The sequence below is a fragment of the Embleya sp. NBC_00888 genome (assembly GCF_045207655.1).
Classification (GTDB): domain Bacteria; phylum Actinomycetota; class Actinomycetes; order Streptomycetales; family Streptomycetaceae; genus Embleya.
Genome location: NZ_CP108784.1, coordinates 3,957,754 through 3,983,688 on the forward strand (window position 1 = coordinate 3,957,754; position 25,935 = coordinate 3,983,688).

Genomic DNA, 25,935 nt, shown 5'->3' on the forward strand with positions numbered 1-25,935 from the left:
GACCGAACCGGGCACGGAATGTCGGGTCGGGCATACGCGAGGCTTCCTAACGTGGTCGGCGCAAGGGAAGGAGTCCACAGTGCTGGAGCGCCTGAATCAGGCCCTGGGTCACATCGAGTCGCGGCTCGACCGGGAGATCGACGTCGCCGAGGCGGCACGCATCGCGACGACGTCGGAGTACCACTTCCGACGGATGTTCTCCGCGTTGGCCGGGATGCCGCTGTCGGAGTACATCCGGCGCCGCCGGCTCACACTCGCGGGCGCCGAGGTGCTCGCCGGCGAGCGAACGCTGCTGGAGGTCGCGGTACGCCACGGCTACTCCTCGGGCGAGGCGTTCGCCCGGGCGTTCCGCGCGATGCACGGTGTGGGTCCCGGCGAGGCCCGCCGTACCGGTGCGGTGTTGAGCTCGCAGCCGCGGATGTCCTTCCGTCTCGTCATCGAGGGGAGCAGCAGCATGCGATACCGCATCGTCCACAAGGACGCGTTTCAGGTGGTCGGCAGGAAGGCCCGCGTCCCGCTCGTCCATGTCGGGGTGAATCCGGCGATCGCCGAGTTCGTCCGAGGCATCGACGAGGAGACGACCCGGCGGATCAAGGATCTGTCCGACCAGGAGCCGGAAGGGCTCGTCGCGGTCACCGACGACCTCGCGCCCGACCGCGCCGAGGGAACCGAACTCGACTACTACCACGGTGTGGTGACGCACGCTCAGGCACCGGCCGACCTGGACGCCCTCGCCGTGCCGGCCGGGATGTGGGCGGTCTTCGAACACTCCGGCCAATTCCCGGAATCGCTCCAGTTCCTGTGGCGCGAAGTGTTCACCGATTGGTTCCCGTCCAACCCGTACCGCACCAGGCCGGGTCCGGAGATCCTCCGCGTGCAACCCTCCTCCGACGGCACCCGCGCCGACGCGACCCTATGGATCCCCGTGGAGCCCGCCGCGGCCTGATCCAACGTCCCGTCCGGATCCGCGTCCCGATCCAAGTTCCCGATCCAAGTCCCGTCCCGATCCGAGACGTGTCCTGATCCGAGACGTGTCCTGATCCGAGACGTGTCCTGATCCGAGTTCGGCAAAAGTGTCAGAAGTAGCTGCGCAGAGCGTTCCCGAGGTCCGGACCGCAGCACTCCCAGCACTCGATGTCACCCGATTCGGCCGTCAGGTGCCCGAGATACCAGTCACCGGCCACGCTCCGGACGACGCAGAGCCCCTGCACGTCGATCGCGCAGTCGACGTGCAGGGGCTCGCCGTCGTGGGTGACGACACCGGGAGTGTCCAGGATCCGGGCCTCGGGACAGCCGGTGCGACGCCGGATGCCGGTCAACGTCCAGGGCCCGGGCAGCAGTTCTTCGCCCGGCTCGGCGTCGAGCAGGGGCTCCACCACGGCGTTCCCGAGCCGGGGCCGGATCCACTCGCCATCGCGCTCGATGCCCAGTACACCGCCCAGGAAGGCCATGTCGAATGTGCCGCCGAGCGTTCGCCACACGAAGGGAACACGGGAGACGTGCGAGGGAAAGTACCCCTTCGCCATCCTGCCCGGGCCGAACTCGTCCTTGGGCAACGGCCCGTCGTCGCCGTATCGGTGGGCGAAGAAGGCGTTGATCCATCCGGTGACCCAGGCGCCGCCGGAAGCCGATCGGTACTTTCGCTCCCAGTCGAGCGGGGCCGAGTCGTCGCGCACGGTGATGGTTTGCCGTTGCCCGGGCGTGTCGGTGAACAACGACGCGTGGGTGTCGGGGTCGAGCCGCACATGGACGGCCACTTCGTGGACGACGGCGTACCACAACACGTCGGGCGAGAGGCTGAGCGGCAGGTGGGCCGAGAAGCACATGTGCAGGGCGCGCAGCAACAGACTGGAGGACGGCTCGGTCACCTCGGGGGCATCGGACGGCCACCCGACCAGCCGGTCGGTGCTGCAATGGTGGAACCGCGCCGAACCACCGACAACAACCCTGAGGAATCGCCTATTGCCGACCTCGGCCGGTGCGTTGGCCGATCCGGCGACCTTGGCATCCTCGGCAAGCGGCAACGCCACCTCGAACGCCACCCACTCCCCCGATCACCCGTCGGCACGGCAACGAGGCCGCCTCATGGCGGCACCCCACCACGACACGTCATGACGAGCCTTCATGGCGGCCCTTCATGACGACACGTCAGACGCCGTAGCCGCCGTCCACATCCAGTTTCTGGCCGCTGATGAAGCCGGCCCGGTCGGAGGCCAGGAAGCAGACCGCCTCGGCGATGTCCCGGGCCGCGCCGAACCGCCGCAGCGGGATGTTGCCGCGCGTGACGTCCAACGCGCGCACGTCGAGGTCGCCGCTGTCGATCAGCCGCGCCGCCATGCCGTCGGTGAGCATCCCGGGTCCGACGCTGTTCGCACGCACGCCGAACCGGCCCTCCTCGGCGGCGATGCCGCGCACGATCGCCTCGACCGCGCTCTTGGTGCACGACGACAGGCCGTCCCGGACCGGGAATCGGCTCGTGGCGGCGGTGGTGACCGCGACCAGGCTGCCATTGCCGGCGGCGCGCAGGTACGGCAGCGAGGGGTGGACCAGGTTGAAGAACGCAACCGCGTCACCATCGAGTTGCTCGCGATACTGCGCGGGCGTGACCCGACTCAGGTGCAACATCGGTACGTGTGGGCCGGCCGCGTACACAACCGTGTGCACCCCGCCGAACTCCGCCGCCGCCTCCGCCACGAAGCGCGCCACGGCGTCCGCGTCGGTGAGATCGACCTGCCACGCGCGGGCCCGCCGGCCGTGCTCGACGCGGGCCTCCTCGGCGACGGCCTCGGTCGCGGCGGCGCCGTTGCGATAGGTGACCGCGAGGTCCGCCCCGCGCTCGGCGAACACCCGACAGATCGCCGCACCGATCCCGCCTCCGGCACCGACCACCACGACCGCGCCGGCCCGCTTCCCGAAGTCGCGCTCCATGACTGGCTCCCTGCTGCACGCGAATCTGACGACCTGTCAGGAATATCCCCAGTCCGGGAAACTGTCAATGGATCCCACCCCTGACCAGCCAAAACACCCGACCCGATGGACCGACGACACACAAATTCCACAGCCTGCCCGACCTCGGCTCCGCCCCCGGCGCACGCATTGCCCCCTGCGCCGACTCCGGTCCGGCCCCACTCCCGAACAGGATTGACTACTAAGGCGATTCCCCCAGGTCACGGGGGCACGGACGCGCCGAAAGGCCACTGCCATACTGAACCGGCTTTGCCATCCCCTGGCACTTCTCGCGGAGGTCTCCCGCCTTGGTACGTGTTCGCCCGCGTCGTATGACGGGTCTGCTCGTGATCGCCCTGTTGTCGGCGGCAACCGCGTGTGGGGGAACGGCCGAAGACCTCGCGTCGGCCTCCTCGGCGAACAAGTCGTCCACAACGGCCCCGGCCTCGTCCGCGCCGTCGAGCACATCCCCGAAGGCGCCCCGCGCCGCCGCCCAACTGACGACGGCCGAACTCAAGCGCGCGCTCCTGAAGAAGTCGGACCTGCCCGAGGGCTGGGAGTCGAGGGTCGACACCGACCGGGGTGGCGACGACTCGCCGACGGAATCGGACTCGGCCGACTGCGATCGACTGATGAGAGCGGCCAATCCGGTGTCGGGTGTCTACCCCGTCCTGGCGGCGGCATCGATCATTGCTCGGGAACCGGCGCCCGGGGGCAAGGCGTACGCGCTTCTCGGTTCCGGCTTGACCTCCCTGGCACCCGATGACGCCGAAAGGCTCATCTCCGAGGCCCGAGAGCTGATTCCTCGATGTGCGGATCAGCGGCTGACAACGGCCGAGTTCTCCGGGCGATTCACGGCTCGGGAAATCCGATGGGAGGGTCTCGGTGACGAAACCTTGGCCACCGAATTCGTGACGCGTGTCGACAGCGGACAGGCCTGGGTGCACTCGGTCGTCCTGGTACGTGTCGGCACCACCCTGATTCGGGTGGCCCGGGTCAACCTCACCGGCCCCGCACCGCAACATCCCGACGAGGCGTTGGTCCGCAAGCAGGTCGAGCAGGTGGCCTCGGCCATGCGCGGAAGCGGAACCGGCTGACGCACCCATCCGGCCACCGGCGGCGAACGGTTTCACATCGACGAACCTCGAGAAACCACAGCCTTCCAGTGACCCGCCCCGGCGTCGGAGGGTGATGGCGCCGGGACGACGGGCCGGATGGCGCGTACAAGCAGCCCACCCGTAGACCTCGACCGCGCGACCCCGGCCCCGACTCGATCGCCGGCCAAAAGCTCCTGGCCGCGCACTTCCCGGCGAGCCGGAGCCGCCCGGTCCGCATCGTCGCCGACACCGCCGCGGCCGACGCCGTCACCACCGCACTACGCGACCTGCCCGGCGTCGACGTCCCCAAGCCCCCGATCCGCTCGACCGACGGAAATCTGGTCGAGATCCGCGCGGTCCTGGACGTCCCCACCGACAGCCCGGCCGCCGCCGACCGACTCGCCACGATCAAGACCGCGGTCCACACCCTCCCGAACGCACACGCCCTGGTCGGCGGCCCCACAGCGGCCGGCCTGGACAAGGCGGCGGCACAGGCGCACGACCGGCGCACGGTCATCCCGTTGGTGATCGGCGTGGTGTTCCTGATCCTGGTCCTGCTGCTGCGCGCACTGGTCGCGCCGCTGCTCCTGATGGCGACCGTACTGCTGTCCTACCTGGCCGCCCTGGGCCTGAGTTGGCGGCTGTTCCGACACGTCCTCGGGTTCCCGGCGATGGACGTCCAGATCATGCTGGTCGGATTCCTCTTCCTGGTCGCCCTGGGCGCGGACTACAACATCTTCCTGATCTCCCGCATCCGCGAGGAGTACGAACAACGCCCGCACGCGGCGGCCGTACTCACCGGCCTGACCGCCACCGGCGGCGTGATCACCGGCGCCGGCGCGGTCCTGGCCGCCACCTTCGCCGCCCTCACCGCCGCCCCACAGGTCGCCTTCATCCAAATAGGCACCCTGGTAGCCCTGGGCGTCCTGATCGACACCTGCCTGGTCCGCTCAATCCTCGTCCCAGCCCTGGCCCTCGACACAGCCCGAACCTTCTGGTGGCCATCCCACCCAAGGCCCCGGAACCCACAAAGGTGAAGTCCCCCCACCTCAAACCCACAACACCCCACCAAGCCCGGCCGACGCACGAGGCGCCTCAGCCCGGCCGACGCTTGAGGCCACCCAACCCGGCCGACACCCAACGCCAACCAACACCGCCCAGCCAACATCAGCCCGGCCGGCGCACGAGAAGCCAAGTCCTGTAACCCGATGCCAGGTTCACCAAGACAACGGCTTCTCGGATCGGACGCAGCAGCATGAGCGCACTTCTCCGCCGCTATGGGTGGAGGTGACTGGCGCACGGAACGCGAAGTCCCGTCCGGGAGGCGATGGACGGGACTTCGGTGCGGCTCGGGTCAGACGTCGCGTGATTTGATGAGTGTGGCGGCGCCGGCCAGTGCCGCGGCGGCGTAGCAGGTCATCAGGATCATGCCGGGCCACGGGCCCAGGCCGCCGGCCATGCCGCCCTCCACGTCGCCGTACGGCGCCACCATTTTGGTCAGCAGTGCGGTGGGCGAGTAGGCGACGACCCATTCGCCGAACTTGCCGGGGATGAACCCGCCGAAGATCGTCGGCACGAGCACGATGCCGAGGACCGCGGTGATGGCCCCTGCCGAGTGCCGGAGCATGGTGCCCACACCGAGGCTGAACAGGCCGAGCAGCGCCAGGTACGTCGCCGAACCCAGGACGCCCTTGAGGATCTCCCGGTTCGTGGAGTCGGCGGCCACCTCGCGCGAGAACATCCCGTCGGCGACGAGGTAGGCGAGATAGCACGCGACCAGGCCGACCACGAACATCAGCAGGCCGAAGACGACCGATTTGGCGGCCAGGACCGTGATGCGGCGCGGGTACGCGGTCATCGTGGAGCGGATCATGCCGGTGGTGTACTCGGCCGAGATGGTGAGCACGCCGAGCGTCGCGGCCGCGATCTGCGCGACCACCGTGCCGGCCAGCGCGAGCGACACGGTCGGGTCCTTGCCCTCGTCGTCCGGGGTGTCGATGGTCGCGCCGAGGAGGGCGGCCATGCCGACGATCAGCACTGCCATGACGATCAGCGACCACATGGTGGAGCGGACCGTGCGGATCTTCGTCCACTCGGACTGCAGCATGCGCGTGAAGTGCGGGCGGCTGACGGGGGTTTGCCGGTACAGCCCCAGCGCGCCCGGGGTCTGCGGCGGCTCGGGATCGTACGAACCCCGGCTGTTGATCCGCCCGTTCGCTGACGGAGTGCGCGCGCTGCCGTTGTCCTCGGCGCCCGTCTGCACGCCGGTGGGTGACTGCCGTGGGGTGGGAATGGCCATGATGCTCAGCCCTCGCTTCCGCGGGTCTGGCCGGGTCGGCCCGAGCGGTATTCCACGGCGTCCTGGGTGAGGTGCATGTAGACCTCTTCGAGGGAGGCGAAGCGGGGGGAGAGTTCGTGGAGGGCGATGCCGTGTTCGGCGGCGATGTCGCCGATCGCGGCGGTGTCGGGGCCGGTGACGCGCAGGGCTCCGGTGTCGCCTTCGGGGGCGATGGTGCCGCCCTTGGCGGTGAGGAGCTTGGCGAGCTTGTCGGCCTGCGGCGAGCGGACCACGGTGTGGGCGGTGGAGTTGCGTTCGATGAAGTCGCGCATGGAGGTGTCGGCGATGAGCCGGCCTTGTCCGATGACGATGAGGTGGTCGGCGGTGACCTCCATCTCGCTCATCAGGTGGCTGGAGACGAACACCGTGCGGCCTTCCGCGGCGAGGGCTTTCATCAGGTTGCGGATCCAGAGGATGCCCTCGGGGTCCAGGCCGTTGACGGGTTCGTCGAACATCAGGATGCCGGGGTCGCCCAGCAGCGCGGACGCGATGCCCAGGCGCTGCCCCATGCCCAGGGAGAAGCCCTTGGTGCGCTTCTTGGCCACCGCGGTGACGCCGACCACGTTCAGGACGTCGTCGACGCGGCGGCGCGGGATGCCGTTGCTCTGCGCCAGGCACAGCAGGTGGTTGTAGGCGCTGCGGCCGCCGTGCAAGGCCTTGGCGTCCAGCAGCGCGCCGACCTCGCGCAAAGGTGCGGACAGGTGCTGGTAGGGGCGGCCGTTGATGAGGACGTTCCCGGCGGTGGGGGAGTCCAGGCCGAGGATCATGCGCATCGTGGTGGACTTGCCCGCGCCGTTGGGGCCCAGGAAGCCGGTGACCGTGCCCGGCCGGATGTGGAACGAGAGCTGATCGACCGCCAGCTTGTTGCCGTACCTCTTCGTCAAGCCTTGGGCTTCGATCATCGCGTCCTCGTCGGGGCATCGGAGAGTCAAGGATGAGGAGCGGCGACGCCCGTCATGTGCCCGGCGTCGTCGTCGACCTCAACTCTGGAGAACACCCAGGATCGGCACCTCGTCCTTGCGATCTAAGGGACTACCCGGACTCACCCCGTACCTGCCCCTGACACACGTGCGTCGAGCTCCGCCCACACGGTCTTCCGCCCGGCCCCCACGCACCTGCCGCCCCAGCGCTCCGCGAGGGTGGCCACCAGCATGAGGCCACGCCCCGACTTCGCGTCCGGCGCCGGCGGCCGCAGGACGGCGGTCGGTACGTGGCCGCCGTACGAGTCGGTGACAGCGATGCGGAGCAGCTCGGGGTCGGCGAGGTCCGGCCGGACGGCGACTTCGAGTTCGAAGCGCGCGTCGGGAGTGTGTCCGTGGTTCACCGCATTGGCGGCAAGCTCCGCCACGACCAGCGCGGCGGCCGGCCCTTCGCGGTGATGGGGCACGACGGCGCCGGCCACGGCCGGCGCCGTCGCGACCGCAACCGGTCCGACGCCCCCGGCATCCTCCGAGCCCCGCACCCGAGTTCATACCTGACCAGCGGAAACTCAGCTCCCGTGATCGATAAGAGAACAGCTACCGAGGCCACCTAGCCCGGCCGGCGCATGAGGCCAACCCAGCCCGGCCGGCGCTTGAGGCCACTCAGCCCGGCCGGCGCATGAGGCCAACCCAGCCCAACCCCACCCCCGCGCCCACCGGCTAGAGCGTCCCGGCCAACGCCTCTTCGTTCTCCTCCGCCCCACCAAATTGCGTCGCATGCACCCACGCCCGCTTCAGATACAGGTGCACGTCCACCTCCCAGGTGAACCCCATCCCGCCATACACCTGCGTGGCGTCCTTCCCGTTCCGCGTCGCCGCGTCGTCCCCCATCACCTTCGCCGTGAGGACCGCGACCTCCGGATCACCCACCGCCGGATCATCCAGCGTCACGGCCGCCGCATACACCGCGGCCCGCGCGATCTCGGTCCGCACCAGCATCTCCGCGCACAGGTGCTTGACCGCCTGGAAGCTGCCGATCACCCGCCCGAACTGCTCCCGCTCCTTGGCATACTGCGTGGCCAACTCGGTGAGCCGCGCCGCGATCCCGAGCTGAAGCGCCGCCGTGAGCACCGCTCCGATTCGGCGCCACTGCTCCGCAACGAGAGCATCGGCCACCAACTCGCCCACCGGCAGCTCGTCCACCGAGGTCACCGGCGTGAACGGATCCACCGGATGCGCGACCCGCTCACCGCGCACATGCCTCGGGTCGACCAGCCGAATGCCCTCATCGGTGAGCACCAACAAACAGTCCAACGCGTCCAGATGCTCGACCAGCAAGGGCCACGAGTCACCCTCGATCAACCCGACCACCGCATCCCCCGAGGCCGCGTCCGTCCCCAGGTCCCCGGGCAGCGAGGCCGCCAGATGCGTGGCCACCAGCGGCCCGGGCAACAACACCCGACCCGCCTCCTCGTACACCAGCGCGGCCTCGGCCACGCCCAGCCCGACGCCGCCCGCCTCCTCCGCGATCCGCAGCGAGAAGAAGCCGGTCTCGGCCAGTTCCCGCCACAGCGCGCGGTCCACCATCCCGGGCACCGGCGCGGTGTCGACCAGCGCCCGCATGCGATCCCGGTCGAACCGACCCTGGCAGAACTCCCGCACCCCGGACCGCAGATCGCGCTGGTCCTCACTCAGCTGGAAATCCATGTCCGATCACCGTTCCTTGCTCAGCCGAAAGTCCATGCCCGACCGTTCCGTGCCCAGCCGGAAATCCACCCCGTCGCGCAGCCGGCAACCCACGCCCGGTCGCCCCTCCACGCTCGGCCGGAAATCCCCGCCCGGTCGCCCCTCGACGCCCGGCCGGCAACCCACGCCCGATCACCGTTCCTTCGGCAAGCCGAGGATGCGCTCGCCCACGATGTTGCGCTGAATCTGCGACGTGCCCGCCGCGATCGTGTACGACAGCGACGACAGCCGCTCGTCCATCAGCGTGCCGCCGGGCAGCCCCGCGACGTCGTCCACGGCCAGGGCCGCCCGACCCAGCAGCCGATGCGCCAGGTCGTACACCTTCTGCTTCGTCTCGGAGAACCGCAGCTTGAACACCGAACCGCCGACCCCGGGCACGCCGGAGCGCTGCGCCTCGGACACGTTCCACTTGGTCAACGCCCACAGCGCCTCGAACTCCGCCGTCAGATGCCCGAGTTCGCGCCGCAACGCGAGATCGTCCCAGGCGCTCGCCTGACGTCGCGTCACCTTCTTGGCCAGTGCCGCGAGTTCGCGCAACAGACGCTGACAGGCCACCACTTCGCTGACGAACGCGGTACCGCGCTCGAACGACAGGGTGACCATGGTGACCCGCCAGCCGTCGTTCTCCTCGCCGACCCGGTTGGCCACCGGCACGCGTACGTCGTCGAAGAACACCTCGGCGAACTCCGACGTGCCCATCACCGTCTCCAGCGGACGAATGGTGATGCCCGGCGTGTCCATCGGCACGATCAGCCAGGTGATCCCCTTGTGCTTCGGCGCGTCCGGGTCGGTACGTACCAACATCTCGCAGTAGTCGGCCACTTCGGCGTGCGAGGTCCAGATCTTCGAGCCGTTGACGACGTAGTCGTCGCCGTCCCGGACGGCCCGGGTACGCAGCGACGCCAGGTCGCTGCCCGCGCCCGGTTCGGAGAAGCCCTGGCACCACACGTCGTCGCCGCGCAGGATGCCCGGGAGGTAGCGGCGACGCTGTTCCTCGGTGCCGGCCGCGTCGATGGTCGGTCCCGCGTGCAACAGGCCGACGAAGTTGGCGCCCACGTACGGCGCGCCCGCCCGCTCGGTTTCCTCCAGGAAGATCAGGTGTTCGGTCGGCGTGGCACCCTTGCCGCCCGCCTCGACCGACCAGTGCAGGCCCGCGTAGCCGGCCTCGAACAACAGCCGCTGCCAGGCGGTGTCATACGCCCGCCGCCCCGGCCAGTCGTTGCGATCGGGCTTGGCGGGCAGCAGCGGGATGGCCCGATCGAGCCACGCGCGCAGTTCCGCGCGAAATCTCTCCTCGGCCTCGGTATACCGGAGGTCCATCTCGACTCCCTGTCACGAACAGTCGGGCCGGCCGCAAGACCGGAAAACAAAAAACCCAAGGCCCCAGGCCCAGCCCGAGCCCAACCCCTGAGCCCGAGCCCCTCGGCCCAAGCCCCCGAGCCCGAAGCCCAAGCCCTCAAGCCCTCAAGCCCAGGCCCCGAGCCCCAACCCCAAACTCACGCCCCATACACAGGCGTCGGCGTCGGCGCTTCGTCGATCAACTTCGCCACCACCGGACCGAGCTCGGCCGGCTCCCAGCGCCGACCCGCGCTCGCCTCGGGACCGTGCTGCCAGCCGGTCGCGACCGAGACCTTGTCGCCCTCGACCTCGAACACCCGCCCGGTCACCTCACGCGACTGCGCCGAGCCGAGCCAGACCACCAGCGGCGAGATGTTCGCCGGGTCGTAGAAGTCGAAGCTGCCGTCCTCGGGCTTGCGCACCATGTCCGGCATCGCTTCCTCGGTCATCCGGGTCCGCGCGGCGGGCGCGATCGCGTTGGCGGTCACCCCGTACCGGCCCATCTCCACCGCCGCGATCTGGGTCAGGCACGTGATGCCGGCCTTGGCCGCGGCGTAGTTGCCCTGCCCGACCGAGCCCATCAGGCCCGCGCCGGACGTGGTGTTGATCAGCCGCGCGTCGATCGTGTCGCCCGCCTTGGCCCGCGCCCGCCAGTACGCGCCGGCGTGCCGCATCACCGCGAAGTGGCCCTTGAGGTGCACCCGTACCACCGCGTCGAACTCGTCCTCGCCGAGCGAGACCAGCATCCGGTCGCGCAGGAAGCCCGCGTTGTTGACCACCACGTCCAGCCGGCCGAACGCGTCGATGGCGGTCTGTACCAGGCGCTCCGCGCCCGCCCAGTCCGCGACGTCATCCGCGTTGATCACCGCCTTGCCGCCCAGCGCCTCGATGTCGGCCACGACCTGCTGGGCCGGCCCGAGCGAACGGCCGTCGCCCTGGCGCGAGGCGCCGATGTCGTTGACCACCACGTGCGCGCCCTCACGGGCGAACGCCAGCGCGTGCTCGCGCCCGATGCCGCCGCCGGCACCGGTGACGATGACGACGCGCCCCTCGCAGATCCCACTCATTCCAGGCCCCTCCGGTGTACTGACGACGTGTGCCGACGCGAGTCGGAATACCTCGGAAGCGGCCCGCCGAGAATTCGACGAGCCGCCCCTTGCCGCTGAACCCAAACCCCGACCGAACCCGACCGGGTCCGCCGAAAACCCGGGCCCACCGAAAACCGACGAGATCCCGAGGAATCCCGGCGCGAACCCGACTCAGACCGCGGTCGCGGCCACCCGCCCCTTGTCGAAGTCGAGGTCGAGCATCCGGATCGCGTTGCCCCGGATGATCTTGTAGACCGTCTCCTCGCTCAGCCCGGCAAGGTGCTCCTCGGCGATCTTCTTGGTGTGCGGCCACGTGGAGTCGACGTGCGGGTAGTCGGTCTCGAACGTGACGTTGTCCTCGCCGATCACGTCGAGCGAGTTCACCCCGTGCCGGTCCCGGAAGAAGCACGCGAACATGTTCCGCCGGAAGTAGTACGACGGCGCCTCGGGCAGCACCTCACCGGTGACGGCCCACGCGCGGTGCTCCAGCCAGACGTCGTCCATCCGCTCCAGCGCGTACGGGATCCAGCCCATCTGGCCCTCGGAGTAGGCCAGCTTGATCTTCGGGAATCGGGCCGGGATGCCCGCGAAGATGAAGTCGGCCATCGAGGCCATCGCGTTGTTGAAGCTCAGCGACGCCTGCACGGCCGCGGGGGCGTCGGGCGAGGCGGCGGGCATCGTCGAGGACGAGCCGATGTGCATGTTGATCGTCACGCCCAGGTCCGCGCAGACCCGGAAGAACGGGTCCCAGTAGCCGGTGTGGATGCTGGGCAGGCCCAGGAACGCCGGGATCTCGGAGAAGCACACGGCGGTGACGCCGCGCGCCCGGTTGCGCTCGACCTCCTCGACCGCGAGCCGCACGTCCCACAGCGGGATGATGATCAGCGGGATCAGCCGACCCCCGGAGTCGCCGCACCACTCCTCGACCATCCAGTCGTTGTAGGCGCGCACGCACGCGAGCGCGACCTCCTTGTCCGCGGCCTCCGAGAAGGTCTGGCCGCAAAAACGCGGGAAGGTCGGGAAGCACAGCGAGGCCTCGACATGGTTGACGTCCATGTCCTTGAGCCGCTCGGCCGGGTCGTACAGCCCGGGGCGCATCTCGGCGCGCGTGATGCCCTCCAGGGTCATCTCGTCGCGACTGAAGCCGACGGCGGCGATGTTGCGCTTGTACGGGAAGCGCAGGTCCTCGTAGAACCACCAGTCGGCCGGCGGGCCGTCGGGGTCGGTGGTGATCTTGTAGCTCGCCCCGGTGTACTCCAGCGTGCCGATGCCGGTGGTGACCGGCTTGGGGCCACGCTCGTGGTACTTCTTCGGCAACCAGCGCTCGAACAGATGTGCCGGCTCGATGACATGGTCATCCACGCTGATGATCTTCGGCAGTTCACCGAAGGAGTTTCCGGACCGCGTGGCAGCCTGTCCGGGCTGGTTGGTGCTCATCGGCCCCTCCCGCTCACTGAAATCTGATGGACCGTCAGATTTAGCGTAATCTCTGGGCGGAGGGAACCACAAGCTGACTCAACGTCAGGAGAATCACGGATGGCCCTGCGCCTCGAAGAATTGATCGCCCCCGGGCACACCGCGTTGATCACCCAGGAATGCCAGAACGGAGTGATCGGCGCGCACGCGGTATTCCCCGCGCTGACCGCCCACACCGGGGAGCTGATTCCGGCCGTCGACCGACTCGCGAAGGCCGCCCGCAGGGCCGAACTCCCGGTCGTGCACTGCCTCGCGGTCCGCCGTCCGGACGGTCTGGGCGCCAACACCAACGCCCGGATGTTCGGCGCCGCGGCCAAGGCACCGATCCTGTTGGAGCCGGGTTCACCGGCCGCCGACGTGGCCGACGGAATCGCCGTCGAGCCCTCCGACCTGGTGCTTTCCCGCTATCACGGGCTCGGCCCGATGGCCGACACCGGATTGGCCGCGGTACTGCGGAACATGGGCGTACGCACGATCGTGGGCGTCGGCGTCTCGCTCAACGTCGGCATGCTCAACTTCGCGATGGACGCCGTCAACGCCGGATTCCAGTTCGTCGTCCCGCGCGAGGCGGTGGCCGGATTCCCTCCCGAATACGCCGAGGCGGTGCTCGCGAACACCTTCAACGCGATCGCCACGATCACCACGGTGGACGCCGTACTGGCCGCCTGGAACTGAAACCTGATGCCCCGTCATCGTGTCGGTGACGGGGCATCAGGCGAATCGCGGATCGCCTGATCCGAGAAACATCCGATCCGGGGAACACCCGATCGGGGGAACGCCGATCCGGAGCAGACCCGATCGAAGAGCGCCCGATCGAAGAACCGCTCCGGACGGCTACGGCTGACCGACCGTCAGCGACCGGGCGTCCAGGGCTTCTTGTCGTACTCCTCACGAAGCTTGAACTTCAACACCTTGCGCAGCGTCTCGTTCCGGGGCAGCGCGTCGACCAGTTCCAACTGCTCCGGGATCTTCTGTGTCATCAACCCGGCCTCGCGCAGGTATCCGACCATCTCGGCGAACTCCAGGTCGGCCTCACCCGGTTGCCGCTCGACCACGGCGCACACCCGCTCGCCGCGCTCACGATCGACCAGACCGATCACCGCCGCGTCGGCGACCTTCGGGTGGGCGAAGAGCAGGTCCTCGATCTCGCGGGCCGAGATGTTCTCACCCTTTCGGATGATCACGTCCTTGAGCCGACCGGTGAGCGAGAGGTGTCCGTCGGCCCGCAGCCTGCCCAGGTCGCCGGTACGGAAGAAGCCGTCCTCGTCGAACGCGTCGGCGGTCAGCGCGGGGTCGGTGTACCCCTTGAACACCATCGGCCCACGCAGCCGGACCTCGCCCTCCTCGCCGGTCTCCGCGACACTCCCGTCGGCCCGGGCGATCCGCACCCGGATACCGGTGACCGGCTTGCCCTCGGTGTACGAACGCTGGTCCTCGGAGTCGTGCGGGCCGCCCTGGGCGATCATCGGTACCTCGGTCATCCCGTACCCGTGGCACAGGATCGCCCGCATCTCGTCGCGAACCTCGGCAACCAGTTCCGGCGGCTTGGGCGCACCGCCGCCCGAGACGATCCGCAGCGTCGGGATGATCTTCTCGCCGGGCTGCTTGCGCTGTTCGTTCAGGAACGCGACGTAGAACGCGGTCGAGCCGCCGACCATGGTGACGCCGAGCCGCTTGTACACGGGCACCACGCCGGCCGGGTCGAAGTTCTCCACGATCACGGCCGGGAAGCCGGAGGCGAGCACCGTGACGATGTAGTCCGGGCCCGCGATGTGCGCGTACGGGAAGGCGATCGAGCCCACGTCGGCCTGCGACATGTCGAGCGCGACGGCCAGGCCCTTGCCGCCCGCGAGCAGCGTGGAGTCGCTGTGCTGCACGCCCTTCGGGTCGGACGTGGTGCCGGAGGTGTAGTAGAGCCAGCGCACCTCGTCCCCGTCGGTCGGTGCGGCCGGCAGCCCGGCCGGGTCGCCCTCGGGCAGCTCGTCGTACGCCACCAACACGGTCGGCGGCTGCGCCATGTCCTTCGCGAGCGACTCGCCCATCGCCAGGAAGTCGAAGCCCTTCCAGCCACGCGGACACAGGAAGAACTCGGCGCCGGTCTGCCGCAGACAGAAGCCGACCTCCTTCTCCCGATAGAACGGGATGATCGGGTTCTGCACCGCGCCCAGTCGAGCCAGCGCGAAGGAGACCACGATGGACTCGATCCGCGTGGTCAACTGCCAGGTCACGCGGGTACCGGCGGTGACACCGAGCGCGTGATAGCCCGCGGCCACGCGCTCCGCCCACGCCTTGAACTCACCGAAGGTGACCGTACGGTCCTCCGGGTCGAGCAACATGGGCACATCGGGAGTCGCCGCCGCGCGGCGCTCCACCAGCTCCCAGAGAGTGGTGGCGTCGTAGATCGGGTCAGACACGTGTCCTCCGCGCGGGAAGCCGGGGCCGGGGGTACGGTGCCCGGGCATGGCGGGGCCAGCGCCCGGGTGCTGACCTGACGGTACGTCAGAAGCTTTGCGGGAAGAAAGACTTCGCGTGGTCACGCGCATCACAACCGGATCGTTCGCAAGCTTGATCGAGTGCTGGCCAACCGGCCCGGGACTGCCTAGCCTGGGGCGGTACCGCCTACCCCGGGGGCAAAATGTCACCCTTCCGCCGGGAGCGCCCGCCGGTGTGCCTGGGCCCGCTCACGAGCCTCCCCGAGGACGTCCCGACCCGGGTCGCCACCAGCCCCCCGGTCGCGATCCTGCGCCACGGCGACACGGTCCACGTCTTCGAGGACCGCTGCCCCCACGCCGGCGCGATCCTCTCCAGAGGCACCCTGACCAACGAACACCTCACCTGCCCGGCCCACAAAGCCACCTTCGAACTGGCCACCGGCCGCTCCACCGGCCAACTCCCCTGCCGCCCCCTCCACACCTACACCTCCTGGCTCCAAGACGGCCTCCTCTACCGCTCCCCCACCCCCCGCCCCACCCGCAAAGCCCAAAAGTCCCCCTGCCCCAACCCCACCCCAACCCTCGACTCCCCCTGACCCCCAAACCACGGCTCCCCACCACAAACCAGCAACGAGAAGCCGACGGCCGGCAAGCACCAGGGCCACCCCACTCAGCCCGGCCGGCGTTCGAGGCCACCCCAACCCAACCGACGCCCCACTCCAGCCAAGCCACGCAGCCCGGCCGGCGTTCGAGGCCGACAACGGCGCGCGCTCAGACCGCGGTCGAGTGCGCGGAAAAGGCGCCGCAGCCCTTGGTCCAGGCTCCGGAGAGATCCGCACCCGGTGGAAAGCGGCCGGCCAGTTCCAACGCGACCATGCCGTGGGCGAAGCCCCATACGGCGCGCGCGGCGTCGGCGTCGCCGCCCACGGCTCGCACCAGTGGTGCCGCCGCGCGAGCCTCCAGTCCCGCCGGCAACGCGCCGCGGTCCAGGGGCCGGTCACTCATCAGTCGATACAGATCCGGATGGGCCAGCGCGTACGCGCGGTACGCCCCCGCCAGCGCCGCGATCCGCCCCTCACCCCGAACCACGTCGGCCACACCACCCGCACTCGCCGCTCCGGACGAGCCGACCCCAGCCGCCGCGCCACTCACCCCACTGCCCGCCCCGTCGCCCGCCTCGGCCCCGCCGACCACACCATCGGCCCCCCGATCGCCCGGACCGTCCGCCACCTCGACGGCCTCCAGCGCCTCCGCGAGTTCGGCCATGCCCTGGGCGATCAGTGCGTTCTCGACCGCGGACTTGTCCGGGAAGTGCTTGTACAACGACGGCGCCTTGATGCCGATCCGGTCCGCGATCCGCCGCATCGACACCGCGTCCGGGCCCTCCCCTTCCAGGAGTTCCCGCGCGGCGACCACGATCTCGCGGGCCCTGGCGCTGAGGGGCGGTGACAACACGTCAGACATGCTTGCGGAATCCTTCCGGAGTGCGCAGTCCGTACCCGGCGGCACGGTCCATCGCGATGTGGGTGAGCCAGCCGAGGCCGGCGGTGAACAGTGGCGGCCAGACGACGGGCGTGACGGTGTACGCGACCAGCACGATCAGCGGGACCCATGCCCGGTGCAGCGCGTTGTAGAACGGCACCGCGCGCGGCTGGAGCCGACCGGGCTGGTGCGTACCGTCGCGCGCCGCGTCCTTGGCGCCGATGAACATGGTCAGGTCGGGCAGCACGAAGAAGAGCAGTGCCGCCGCCGAGGTGACGAATCCGTACTTCACGCCCTCGAACACCGCGAAGGCCGCCAGGAACAACGTCAGCGCGATCCATGCTCCGCGTCGGATCCGTCGGACCACGGCCGAGCCGCCGATTCCCGTGTGCGCAATGGTGCTCATGCCGCCGCCTCCGTTCGCCTGAGGCTAACAATGTTAGCCGCTTGCGTCCATCATCCGGCTAACACCGTTAGCCGTCAAGTCTCGACGGCATTCTCGTCCCTTCAGAACGTCGCGCGCGCCCACCGGCTCCCGATCCGGGGACGACGAGCGCCACCGACCCGATCGAAATCAGCAAAGCCGGCGCGAGTCCGATCACCAATCCGGCAATCGGCCACTGCGTCGACCCCACCGGCACCCCTGCCCGCAATACCCCCACCACCGACCGAACCGACTCGGCCGCGTCACCGGAACCACCCACTCGACCGAACTCCGCATGCCCGTCCACCACCGGAACCACCACCAACCGCACCCCCGCATCCACAGCCGGCGCGTCAAACGGCCGCCGCCCGAACCCACCCGACACCGCGTCCGACCCGCCCGACACCACCGGCCCCGGCCCCACCACACTCCGCCCACCGGCGGCGCCCTCGACCAAACCCACTGCTCCGGCCTCCGGCACCGACGCAGCACCCGCCCGCGAATCCGACTTCCCGGCACCGCCAACCGACTCCCGCGAGGCGGCCGCACGCCACCCCGACCCGAGCCACAGCCGATCCACGACTGGATGCGCGACCCCCGCGCGCCCCGCAGCCCCACTCGCCGCAGCCTCGTCAGCCGCCGAGCCTCCACGTCCATCCGGCCGGCCGCCCTCTCCCCCGGCCCCACCCCCCGCGTCGCCCCCGACCCCCACCGACCCCACGCCCACCTGCGAATCCGGCGACTTCGGCACCGACACCCGCTCCGGCACCCACGCCGACGATTGCGGCGGCTCCAACACCAACAACCGCAGCGTCGACCACTTCGACACCGGCGGCTTCGGCACGGGCGGCTTCGGCGGTTTGGTCGCCGGAGGCCGAGGCGGCCGTGGATTCGCCGGTTTCGTCGGCGGTTTGGTGACACCCGCGACCCTCACCACCGGCCCTCCACCACCCCGAGCCCCCTCGAAGCGCTCACTCCCCGGCGCGTACCCGGCGCCCGTCCGCCCGACCCGCACCTCGTACCGCGCGCCCCCCGAACCCCCACCGGACTCGACCTTGACGGCCGCCCGCCCACCACCCTCCGCGCCCGCCGTACCGCAGGCCCCGACAGCCGGCACGCACACACATGCCACCAGCAGACACCGCGCCGCGAACCGAGAGTCGGCCATGGCGCAAGGTTGGCGCCGCCCAGTGGATCACCCCGAACGAACCCCCGAAAATCCCACGTACGAGTGACCCACCCCAGCCCAAGCCCCCGGGCCCGGGGCCGAACAACCGGCACAGCGGGCGCAACGGGCCGGGCCACCCGGCCGGTTCACCCCGACAACCTCACTCGACCACCCCACCCGGCACCAGCCATCTCACCCGGCGACCACCTCACCCGCCCACGCGATCCACAACCTCACGCAGCCCGGTCGCGAATGCCCGCGGGTGGGTCAGGTTGCCGTTGTGACCGCCCGGAAACGACGCCGCCTCAACGCCGACGAGTTCCGCCAGCGCCACCGCACAGCGCCGGGTGAAGACCCGATGTCCCGTGGTCGCGCCCAGCCCCGGGATGATGCGCGTCGTCGAGGAGCGCAGCAGATCGAGCGAGAGCGTGTCGTCGACGACGGCGGGGAATTCCCGGCCGATGAAGAAGTCGAAGTTCGCCACCCGCCGCGCGGTCATCGGCTGCGGAGTCAGGTCCGGCTCACGTTCCTCGACGCCCGGCTCGATGCCCAGGTGCGCCGTGATGGCGGGGAACGCGCCGGCCATCCCGGCCCGCGCGTGCTCCTCCCGGATCGCGGTCAACTCACCGCGATGCGCCTCGCGTTCGGCGTCGGGGAGCAACCACGGCGCGACCGGTTCGTGGGCGATCAGCGTGTCCAGCAACTCGGGTCGGGTCGCGGCCACCCGCAACCCGATCAACCCGCCCATGCTGAGCCCCAGCATCAGCGCCGGCCGATCGGTGAGCTCGACCAACAGCCGCGCCACGTCGTCCGCGTGGTCCTCGATGCTCACCGGTGCGTCCGGGTCGGTCAACGTACTGCGCGAGAGCCCCCGCCGGTCGTACGTCACCACGGTGTGGTCCGCGACCAGACGATCGACCATGTCCACGCTGCGCCCGGCGTCGCCCTCCCCGCTCTCCCCGATCAGCAACAACGGCCCGGAGCCGCGCACTTCGTAGTACAGCTCGGCACCCGGCACGGACAGCGTGGCGCCGGTGGTGATGTGCGCGGCCATCGGATTCCCCCAAGAAGTCGTCGTACGTCGCGTGGAGCCAAGCCGGGCCCGGTAAAGAGCCGATCCGAGCCGAGCAGCCCCGAAGCCACCCATCTCCGCCTCCACACCCACGACCATAATCCATCGAATTCGATACATCAATATCGATGCATCTTTTCCGATGTACTATCCGGCCATGACCTCCCCCATGCCCATGACGCCCGTCGAACTCTTCCTCCTCGGCCGCACCCTGATGAAGATCGGCGAGGACGCACTCCCAGCCCCCGAAGCCGGCGCCGCCCCTCATCCCGGCAGCGTGCGCCCGGTCCTGATCGCCCTGAGCGACATCGTCGCCCACCCGGACAGCGCCATCGGCGAGATCGCCCGCCGCACCGGCCTCCCGCAAAGCCAGGTCTCCACCGCCGTGGCCCGCCTCAAGGAAACCGGTTCGATCGAAACCACCCAGGACCCCACCGACCGCCGCCGTCTCCTGGTCCGCCCGGCCGCCGACCCCTCTCCACGAGTCGCCGAAGTCCGCGCGGCCGGCATCGAAGAGTGCCTGTCCAAGGTCTTGGACCCGACCGATCCCAGGGCCGTCGAAGAGGTCACCGCCGCTCTGGCCACCCTGGCGCGTCACGTCACGCCCGCGACCCTCGCCCGCCTCAACCGCCGCCCGGAACCCGACGCACGGTGACATCGGCTCCGACCACGAAGCCCTTCAGTGGACCGCCCGCCACGCCCACGGGAACCCCGTACGCCGCCCGCGTCTCCAGCCCATAAGTGCCCCCGGCGACGTTCGGCGCACCGAGCACCGTCACGACACCGTCCCCGTCGGAGTCGTCGACGATGACATACGCACCGATCCCCGCCCGCGCGTACGCCCGACGCTTGCGGTCCCGCTCACCGGCCGGACGCTCCGGACACACCACCTCGGCCACCAACACCACCCCGGACGCGAGTGCGCCGATGCCGTCCGCGTCGCCGACGTGGTCCAAATCGTCGGGCGCCACGAACACGTCCGGCATGTAGAGCTCTCGACCGGAGACGACGGTGCCCGCCATATACGCCGCCCATGGCCCGTTGGCCAGGTGCTCGGTCAGCGCGTTGCGCAGTCGGTTGGCGAGCACGGCGTGCCGCCGATCACCCATCGGCGAAAGCACGATGGAGCCGTCGATGATCTCGGCACGAAATCCCTCGGGGACGGTCATCGCCCGCCAGGTGCGCCGGAGGACCCGGTCGCGTTCGGCCATGGTTCGTGTCACGCGCACATCGCGACGGTAAGTCCGCACCCGGCCGAGCCGCGCGCGCTTCCCACGCGCCCGACCCGATCGAGTGAGCCGGGCCGCATCGGCCGGCCCAGACGAGCCGGCCCCACGAACCGCCCCCGATCAGCGCAGCTTCCGCGCCACCTCGGTAGCCCAATACGTCAGGATCGACGAAGCCCCCGCCCGCTTGACCGAGGTCAGCGTCTCCAGCACCACCCGGTCCCGGTCGATCCAGCCGTTCGCCGCCGCCGCCTCGACCATCGCGTACTCGCCGCTGACCTGGTACGCCGCGACCGGCACGTGCACCTCGTCGGCGACCCGCCGGACGATGTCCAGGTACGACATCGCGGGCTTGACCATCACCAGGTCCGCGCCCTCGGCCACGTCCAACAGGACCTCGCGCACGGACTCCTCGGCGTTGGCCGGGTCCTGCTGGTAGGTCATCCGGTCGCCCTTGAGCGTGGATTCGACCGCCTCGCGGAACGGGCCGTAGAAGCCCGACGCGTACTTCACGCTGTACGCCAGGATCGACACGTCCTGATACCCGGCGCCGTCCAACGCCCGCCGGACCACCCCGACCTGACCGTCCATCATTCCGCTGGGACCGACCATGTGCACGCCCGCGTCGGCCTGTACGACGGCCATCCGCGCGTACGCCTCCAGCGTCGCGTCGTTGTCCACCGAGCCGTCCGCGGCCAGTACACCGCAGTGCCCGTGGTCGGTGAACTCGTCCAGACACAGGTCGGACATCACCACCGCGTCGGCGCCCACCTCGGCCACCACGTCGCGGATGGCGACCTGGAGCACGCCCTCGGGGTCGAAGCCGGCCGAGCCGACCGCGTCCTTGACCGTCGGGATGCCGAACAACATCAGCCCGCCGACCCCCGCCGCGACCGCGTCGTGCGCGGCCTTGCGCAGCGAATCGCGCGTGTGTTGCACAACGCCCGGCATCGACGAGATCGGCACCGGTTCGCGCACACCCTCGCGCACGAACAGCGGCAGGATCAGGTCGGCGGGATGCAGCCGGGTCTCCGCGACCAGGCGGCGCACCGCCGGGGACGTGCGCAACCGCCGGGGACGGTGCGCGGGAAACCCTGACGATGCGTCAGCCTGGTACGACATCGGAACTACTCGGCCTTCCTCATGAGAGGTGTGCGGGCCACCCCACGAAGCCTGAGCGCCACTCCACGAGTCCCGAGGGTCACCCCGCGAGCCCCGGAGTCACCCCGCGAGCCCTGAGAGGCACTCCACGAACCCTGAGCGCCACTCCCACATAACCTACTTTGCCTTCCGTCGCGACCCGGGCCGCCGTTCACTCGGGCGGGTGACGGGGTCGCCCGCCTCCACCATGGCGGCCCGCCGTGCCGTGCCGAACTCCGCGAGTGCCTCGGCCAGCGCGGACACCGACGGCTCGGGAGCCATCACGTCCACGCGTAGACCGTGTTCCTCGGCCGTCTTCGCGGTCGCCGAGCCGATACACGCGATCACCGTCACCGCGTGCGGCTTGCCCGCGATGCCGACCAGATTGCGCACCGTCGAGGACGACGTGAACAGGACCGCGTCGAAGCCGCCGCCCTTGATCGCCTCACGGGTGTCCGCCGGCGGCGGCGCCGCGCGCACCGTGCGGTACGCGGTGACGTCGTCGACCTCCCAGCCCAACTCGACCAGACCGGCCACCAGGGTCTCGGTGGCGATGTCGGCGCGCGGCAGGAACACCCGGTCGATCGGGTCGAAGACCGGGTCGTACGGCGGCCAGTCCTCCAGCAACCCGGCGGCGGACTGCTCGCCGGACGGCACCAGGTCCGGCTTGACACCGAACTCGACCAGCGCCCGCGCGGTCGCCTCACCGACGGCCGCGACCTTGATCCCGGCGAAGGCGCGCGCGTCCAGGCCGTAGTCCTCGAACCGCTCGCGCACCGCGCGCACGGCGTTGACCGACGTGAACGCGATCCACTCGTAGCGGCCGGTGACCAGGCCCTTGATCGCCCGCTCCATCTGCTGCGGCGTGCGCGGGGGCTCGACCGCGATGGTCGGCACCTCGTGCGGCACCGCGCCGTACGAGCGCAGTTGCTCGGACAGCGTGACCGCCTGCTCCTTGGTGCGCGGAACGAGCACCTTCCAGCCGAACAGCGGCTTGGTCTCGAACCACGACAGGGTGTCGCGCTGGGCGACCACCTCGCCGACGACCACGACGGCCGGCAGCGTGATCTTCGCGGACCGCACGTCGGACGCCACCTGCGCGAGCGTGCTCACCAGGGTGCGCTGCTCGGTGGTGGTGCCGTTGACGGTGACCGAGACCGGCGTGGCCGGCTTGCGGCCACCGGCGACCAGTTCCTGTGCGATCTCGGCGATCGAGTCGAGCGCACCGCGCAACACGAGCGTGCCGTCGACGGAGCCGACCGTGGCCCAGTCGATCGAGGCCTCGGCCATGTCGAGGACGCGAACGCCACCGCTGCCCTTGGCCGCGTGCAGCGGGATGCCCGCGTACGTGGGAACGGCCGTGCTGACCGGGACACCCGGGACGACCTCGAAGACGATCTTCGCCTTCGCGACCGCGGTGATCTCGTCCGTGACCGACTGGTCCACGCACGGGTCACCCGCCACGGCCCGGACGACCTGCCTGCCCGATCGCGCGGCGACCACGACGACCTTGGCCCGGGCAACGGCCGACAGGAGTTCCCCGTCGTCGCCGGTCACCGGGTCGAGGACCTCGACGCCGCTCTTGCAGTGGAACAGGACCTGGCGCAGCGTCGCCTCGTCGGCGATCACCACATCGGCCTCGGCCAGCACCTCGATGGCCCGCAGTGTGAGCAGTCGCGGGTCGCCGGGACCGGCACCCACAAAGGTCACGATGCCGCTGGGCTTCTTCTTCGCTCTGGGGCTCAAGGGACGCGCTCCCCCATCAAACCGGAGGCCCCTCGGGCGAGCAGTTCGGTCGCGAGTTCGCGACCGATCTTCTGCGCCTCGTCGAGGGTTCCGGTGGCGGACAACCGTACGCTGTCGGTGCCGTCGACATTCGCGACTACGGCCCGCAGGTACAGCTCGGTGACCTGCTCGCCCTCGGCGACCTCACAGAGGGCGCCGACCGGAGCCGAACATCCGGCTTCCAACACGGCGAGCAGCGTGCGCTCGGCCAGTACGGCGGCTCGGGTGTCCGAGTCGTCCAAACCGGTGAGCAGTTCGACGAGGGCGACTTCGTGTGTCGCGCACTCGACGGCCAATGCCCCTTGACCGGGGGCAGGCAGCATGTGGAGCGGATCGAAGGTCTCGGTGACCTCCTCCGCACGGCCCAGGCGGCCGAGACCGGCCTTGGCCAGGACGACGGCGTCGAGTTCGCCGGACGTCACGAAGCCGACCCGGGTGTCGACGTTGCCGCGGATCGGCACGATCTCGTGGCCGAGCCCGAGCAGCAACAACTGCGCGGCGCGGCGCGGCGAACCGGTCCCGATCCGCGAGCCGGCCGGCAACTCGGCGAGCGCGAGCCCGTCCCGGGCCACCAGCGCGTCGCGCGGATCGTGCCGCGGCGGGACCGCGACCAGGGTGATGCCCTCGGGGTCGCCGGTCGGCAGGTCCTTGAGCGAGTGCACGACGAAGTCGACCTCGCCGGCCAGCAGCGCGTCGCGCAGCGCGTTGACGAAGACGCCGGTGCCGCCGATCTGCGTGAGCTGTTCCCGCGAGACGTCGCCGTGCGTGGTGATCTCCACCAGTTCGACGGCACGGCCGGTCAGGCGCGTGACGGCTTCGGCGACATGGCCCGACTGGGCCATCGCCAGCTTGCTGCGCCGGGTGCCCAGCCGCAACGGTGCTTCGGTCACGCCACACCTTCCACTGCGTCGGGGGCGTCCGCCCGGCGGACCACCTCGGGGGTGCCGGGGTCGAGATCGAACAACATCCGCAGCGCGTCCGCGTACGAGGAGCCGCCGGGCTCGCCGGCCAACTGCTTGACCCGCACCGTCGGCGCGTGCAGCAGCTTGTCCACCACGCGCCGCACGGTCTGCTCGACCTCGGCGCGCACCCGGTCGTCCATCTCCGGGACCCGGCCGCTGAGCCGGTCCAGCTCGGCCCGGACCACGTCCGAGCCCATGCTGCGCAGCGCGACCACGGTCGGTGCGACCTGCTGGGCCTGCTGCGCGGTCGCGAACGCCGCGACCTCCTCGCAGACGATCTTGCGCACCAGGTCCACGTCGGCCTCGCCGGCCGTACCGGCGGAGACCTCGGCGAGCAGTTCCAGGTCGATCAGCACCACGCCGTCGAGGTCGCGCACACCCGAGTCGATGTCGCGCGGCAGCGCCAGGTCGATCAGCACGAGCGGCTGCTCGACCCCGCGCTCGCGGCGCGCGGCCAGCACCGCCTCGATCTCGTCCCGGCCGATCACCAGACCGGCCGCGCCGGTACAGGAGACCACCAGATCGACCGAGCCCAGCGCGTCGGGCAGCGCGGACATCGGCACCGCCCGGCCGGCCACCGACTCGGCCAGGTGCTCGGCCCGCTCGTAGGTGCGGTTGGCCACCACGATGTGTCCGACGCCCTCGCGGTGCAGCGTCTTCGCGGCCAGCGCGCTCATCGAGCCGGCGCCCACCACCAGCGCCCGGCAACCCTCGATCGGGCCCATCGACAGCTCGGCCTGGGCCAGCCCGACGGTCATCAGCGACCGGCCGGCCTGGTCGATGCCGGTCTCGGTATGCGCCCGCTTGCCCACCCGCAGCGCCTGCTGGGTCAGCTCGTTGAGGACCCGACCGGCAGTGCCGTGGGTCTGCGCGAGCGCCAGCGCCGCCTTTATCTGACCGAGGATCTGCCCTTCGCCGACCACCATCGAGTCGAGCCCGCAGGCCACCGAGAACAGGTGCTGGACGGCACGGTCCTCGTAGTGCACGTACAGGCACGGGGTCAGCTCGGACACCGGGACGCCGGTGTGCCGCGACAGCAGGTTGCCCAGCTCGGTGACCCCGCCGTGGAAGCGGTCCACGTCCGCGTAGACCTCGACCCGATTGCAGGTCGACAGCAACACGGCCTCGCCGACCGGCTCGGCCGCGATCAGGTCGTGCAGCAGCGCCTCCTGGGCCTGCCCGGTGACCGAGACCCGTTCCAGGAGACTGACCTCGGCCGTCCGATGACTCAGACCGACCGCCAGGACACTCATGGTGTCTTCCTACCGTTGTTCGCCGTGTTCGCGGGCGCGACA

The 25,935-nt window shown here is 70.2% G+C and carries 24 protein-coding genes; 6 read left to right on the forward strand and 18 right to left on the reverse strand.

The features are described 5' to 3' along the window. Nucleotides 1-79 precede the first annotated feature (79 nt). Complete coding sequence (locus OG948_RS16370; RefSeq protein WP_406297274.1) at nucleotides 80-946, forward strand: GyrI-like domain-containing protein; 867 nt, start codon at nucleotides 80-82, stop codon at nucleotides 944-946. A 130-nt stretch (nucleotides 947-1,076) separates the two neighbouring features. On the opposite strand, the gene OG948_RS16375 is transcribed toward OG948_RS16370, so the two are convergent. Next, nucleotides 1,077-2,042: a DUF4419 domain-containing protein gene (locus OG948_RS16375; RefSeq protein WP_406297275.1), complete on the reverse strand. Its 966-nt coding sequence runs from the start codon at nucleotides 2,040-2,042 to the stop codon at nucleotides 1,077-1,079. Between the two features lie 106 nt (nucleotides 2,043-2,148). Further along, nucleotides 2,149-2,928: an SDR family NAD(P)-dependent oxidoreductase gene (locus tag OG948_RS16380; protein WP_406297276.1), complete on the reverse strand. Its 780-nt coding sequence runs from the start codon at nucleotides 2,926-2,928 to the stop codon at nucleotides 2,149-2,151. Between the two features lie 350 nt (nucleotides 2,929-3,278). Between OG948_RS16380 and OG948_RS16385 the strand changes: the two genes are divergently transcribed. Both OG948_RS16385 and OG948_RS16390 read left to right on the forward strand, forming a co-directional pair. Next, complete coding sequence (locus OG948_RS16385; protein ID WP_406297277.1) at nucleotides 3,279-4,043, forward strand: hypothetical protein; 765 nt, start codon at nucleotides 3,279-3,281, stop codon at nucleotides 4,041-4,043. A gap of 236 nt (nucleotides 4,044-4,279) precedes the next feature. After that, nucleotides 4,280-5,080, forward strand: coding sequence for an MMPL family transporter (locus tag OG948_RS16390; protein WP_406300273.1), 801 nt, complete (start codon nucleotides 4,280-4,282; stop codon nucleotides 5,078-5,080). Between the two features lie 317 nt (nucleotides 5,081-5,397). Here OG948_RS16390 and OG948_RS16395 read toward each other — a convergent pair whose 3' ends face one another. The 7 genes from OG948_RS16395 to OG948_RS16425 form a co-directional block, all read right to left on the reverse strand. Further along, entirely contained in the window at nucleotides 5,398-6,342 is a 945-nt protein-coding gene (locus OG948_RS16395; RefSeq protein WP_406297278.1) for an ABC transporter permease, read from the reverse strand. A 5-nt stretch (nucleotides 6,343-6,347) separates the two neighbouring features. Continuing rightward, the gene (locus OG948_RS16400) at nucleotides 6,348-7,283 is read right to left on the reverse strand and encodes an ATP-binding cassette domain-containing protein (protein WP_406297279.1); all 936 of its coding nucleotides are present in this window, start codon (nucleotides 7,281-7,283) and stop codon (nucleotides 6,348-6,350) included. Nucleotides 7,284-7,423: 140 nt separating this feature from the next. Beyond that, a complete protein-coding gene (locus OG948_RS16405; RefSeq protein WP_406297280.1) occupies nucleotides 7,424-7,783 on the reverse strand; it encodes an ATP-binding protein in 360 nt (119 codons plus the stop codon). A 238-nt stretch (nucleotides 7,784-8,021) separates the two neighbouring features. After that, nucleotides 8,022-9,008, reverse strand: a complete 987-nt coding sequence (locus tag OG948_RS16410) for an acyl-CoA dehydrogenase family protein (protein WP_406297281.1) — start codon at nucleotides 9,006-9,008, stop codon at nucleotides 8,022-8,024. A 171-nt stretch (nucleotides 9,009-9,179) separates the two neighbouring features. Continuing rightward, on the reverse strand, nucleotides 9,180-10,367 hold the full coding sequence (locus tag OG948_RS16415; RefSeq protein WP_395866927.1) for an acyl-CoA dehydrogenase: 1,188 nt from the start codon (nucleotides 10,365-10,367) through the stop codon (nucleotides 9,180-9,182). Between the two features lie 176 nt (nucleotides 10,368-10,543). Then, nucleotides 10,544-11,452 carry an SDR family oxidoreductase gene (locus OG948_RS16420; RefSeq protein ID WP_395866925.1) on the reverse strand — a complete coding sequence of 303 codons (909 nt, stop codon included), beginning with the start codon at nucleotides 11,450-11,452 and terminating at the stop codon, nucleotides 10,544-10,546. Nucleotides 11,453-11,644: 192 nt separating this feature from the next. Further along, on the reverse strand, nucleotides 11,645-12,910 hold the full coding sequence (locus OG948_RS16425; RefSeq protein ID WP_406297282.1) for an amidohydrolase family protein: 1,266 nt from the start codon (nucleotides 12,908-12,910) through the stop codon (nucleotides 11,645-11,647). A 99-nt stretch (nucleotides 12,911-13,009) separates the two neighbouring features. Here OG948_RS16425 and OG948_RS16430 point away from each other — a divergent pair, with 99 nt between their 5' ends. Continuing rightward, nucleotides 13,010-13,624, forward strand: a complete 615-nt coding sequence (locus OG948_RS16430; protein ID WP_406297283.1) for a cysteine hydrolase — start codon at nucleotides 13,010-13,012, stop codon at nucleotides 13,622-13,624. Nucleotides 13,625-13,800: 176 nt separating this feature from the next. Here OG948_RS16430 and OG948_RS16435 read toward each other — a convergent pair whose 3' ends face one another. Continuing rightward, nucleotides 13,801-15,363 carry a class I adenylate-forming enzyme family protein gene (locus OG948_RS16435; RefSeq protein ID WP_406297284.1) on the reverse strand — a complete coding sequence of 521 codons (1,563 nt, stop codon included), beginning with the start codon at nucleotides 15,361-15,363 and terminating at the stop codon, nucleotides 13,801-13,803. A gap of 221 nt (nucleotides 15,364-15,584) precedes the next feature. On the opposite strand from OG948_RS16435, the gene OG948_RS16440 reads away from it, so the two are divergent. Further along, on the forward strand, nucleotides 15,585-15,977 hold the full coding sequence (locus tag OG948_RS16440; protein ID WP_406297285.1) for a Rieske (2Fe-2S) protein: 393 nt from the start codon (nucleotides 15,585-15,587) through the stop codon (nucleotides 15,975-15,977). A 175-nt stretch (nucleotides 15,978-16,152) separates the two neighbouring features. Here the strand turns inward: OG948_RS16440 and OG948_RS16445 are convergent, their stop codons facing one another. The 3 genes from OG948_RS16445 to OG948_RS16455 form a co-directional block, all read right to left on the reverse strand. Next, on the reverse strand, nucleotides 16,153-16,845 hold the full coding sequence (locus tag OG948_RS16445; protein WP_406297286.1) for a TetR/AcrR family transcriptional regulator: 693 nt from the start codon (nucleotides 16,843-16,845) through the stop codon (nucleotides 16,153-16,155). Next, nucleotides 16,838-17,269, reverse strand: a complete 432-nt coding sequence (locus tag OG948_RS16450; protein WP_406297287.1) for a DUF4260 family protein — start codon at nucleotides 17,267-17,269, stop codon at nucleotides 16,838-16,840. Before OG948_RS16450 ends, OG948_RS16445 begins: the two co-directional genes overlap by 8 nt. A gap of 1,394 nt (nucleotides 17,270-18,663) precedes the next feature. Then, nucleotides 18,664-19,509, reverse strand: a complete 846-nt coding sequence (locus OG948_RS16455) for an alpha/beta fold hydrolase (protein WP_406297288.1) — start codon at nucleotides 19,507-19,509, stop codon at nucleotides 18,664-18,666. Between the two features lie 175 nt (nucleotides 19,510-19,684). On the opposite strand from OG948_RS16455, the gene OG948_RS16460 reads away from it, so the two are divergent. Then, nucleotides 19,685-20,182: a MarR family transcriptional regulator gene (locus tag OG948_RS16460; protein WP_406297289.1), complete on the forward strand. Its 498-nt coding sequence runs from the start codon at nucleotides 19,685-19,687 to the stop codon at nucleotides 20,180-20,182. On the opposite strand, the gene OG948_RS16465 is transcribed toward OG948_RS16460, so the two are convergent. The 5 genes from OG948_RS16465 to OG948_RS16485 form a co-directional block, all read right to left on the reverse strand. Next, the gene (locus tag OG948_RS16465; protein WP_406297290.1) at nucleotides 20,151-20,756 is read right to left on the reverse strand and encodes a Uma2 family endonuclease; all 606 of its coding nucleotides are present in this window, start codon (nucleotides 20,754-20,756) and stop codon (nucleotides 20,151-20,153) included. The genes OG948_RS16460 and OG948_RS16465 overlap by 32 nt on opposite strands. A gap of 120 nt (nucleotides 20,757-20,876) precedes the next feature. Further along, nucleotides 20,877-21,875, reverse strand: coding sequence for a porphobilinogen synthase (hemB, locus tag OG948_RS16470; RefSeq protein ID WP_406297291.1), 999 nt, complete (start codon nucleotides 21,873-21,875; stop codon nucleotides 20,877-20,879). 156 nt (nucleotides 21,876-22,031) lie between these two features. Continuing rightward, nucleotides 22,032-23,639: a uroporphyrinogen-III synthase gene (locus OG948_RS16475; protein ID WP_406297292.1), complete on the reverse strand. Its 1,608-nt coding sequence runs from the start codon at nucleotides 23,637-23,639 to the stop codon at nucleotides 22,032-22,034. Beyond that, on the reverse strand, nucleotides 23,636-24,568 hold the full coding sequence (hemC, locus tag OG948_RS16480; protein WP_406297293.1) for a hydroxymethylbilane synthase: 933 nt from the start codon (nucleotides 24,566-24,568) through the stop codon (nucleotides 23,636-23,638). Before hemC ends, OG948_RS16475 begins: the two co-directional genes overlap by 4 nt. Continuing rightward, nucleotides 24,565-25,893: a glutamyl-tRNA reductase gene (locus OG948_RS16485; protein ID WP_406297294.1), complete on the reverse strand. Its 1,329-nt coding sequence runs from the start codon at nucleotides 25,891-25,893 to the stop codon at nucleotides 24,565-24,567. The genes hemC and OG948_RS16485 overlap by 4 nt, the downstream gene beginning before the upstream one ends. Nucleotides 25,894-25,935 lie beyond the last annotated feature (42 nt).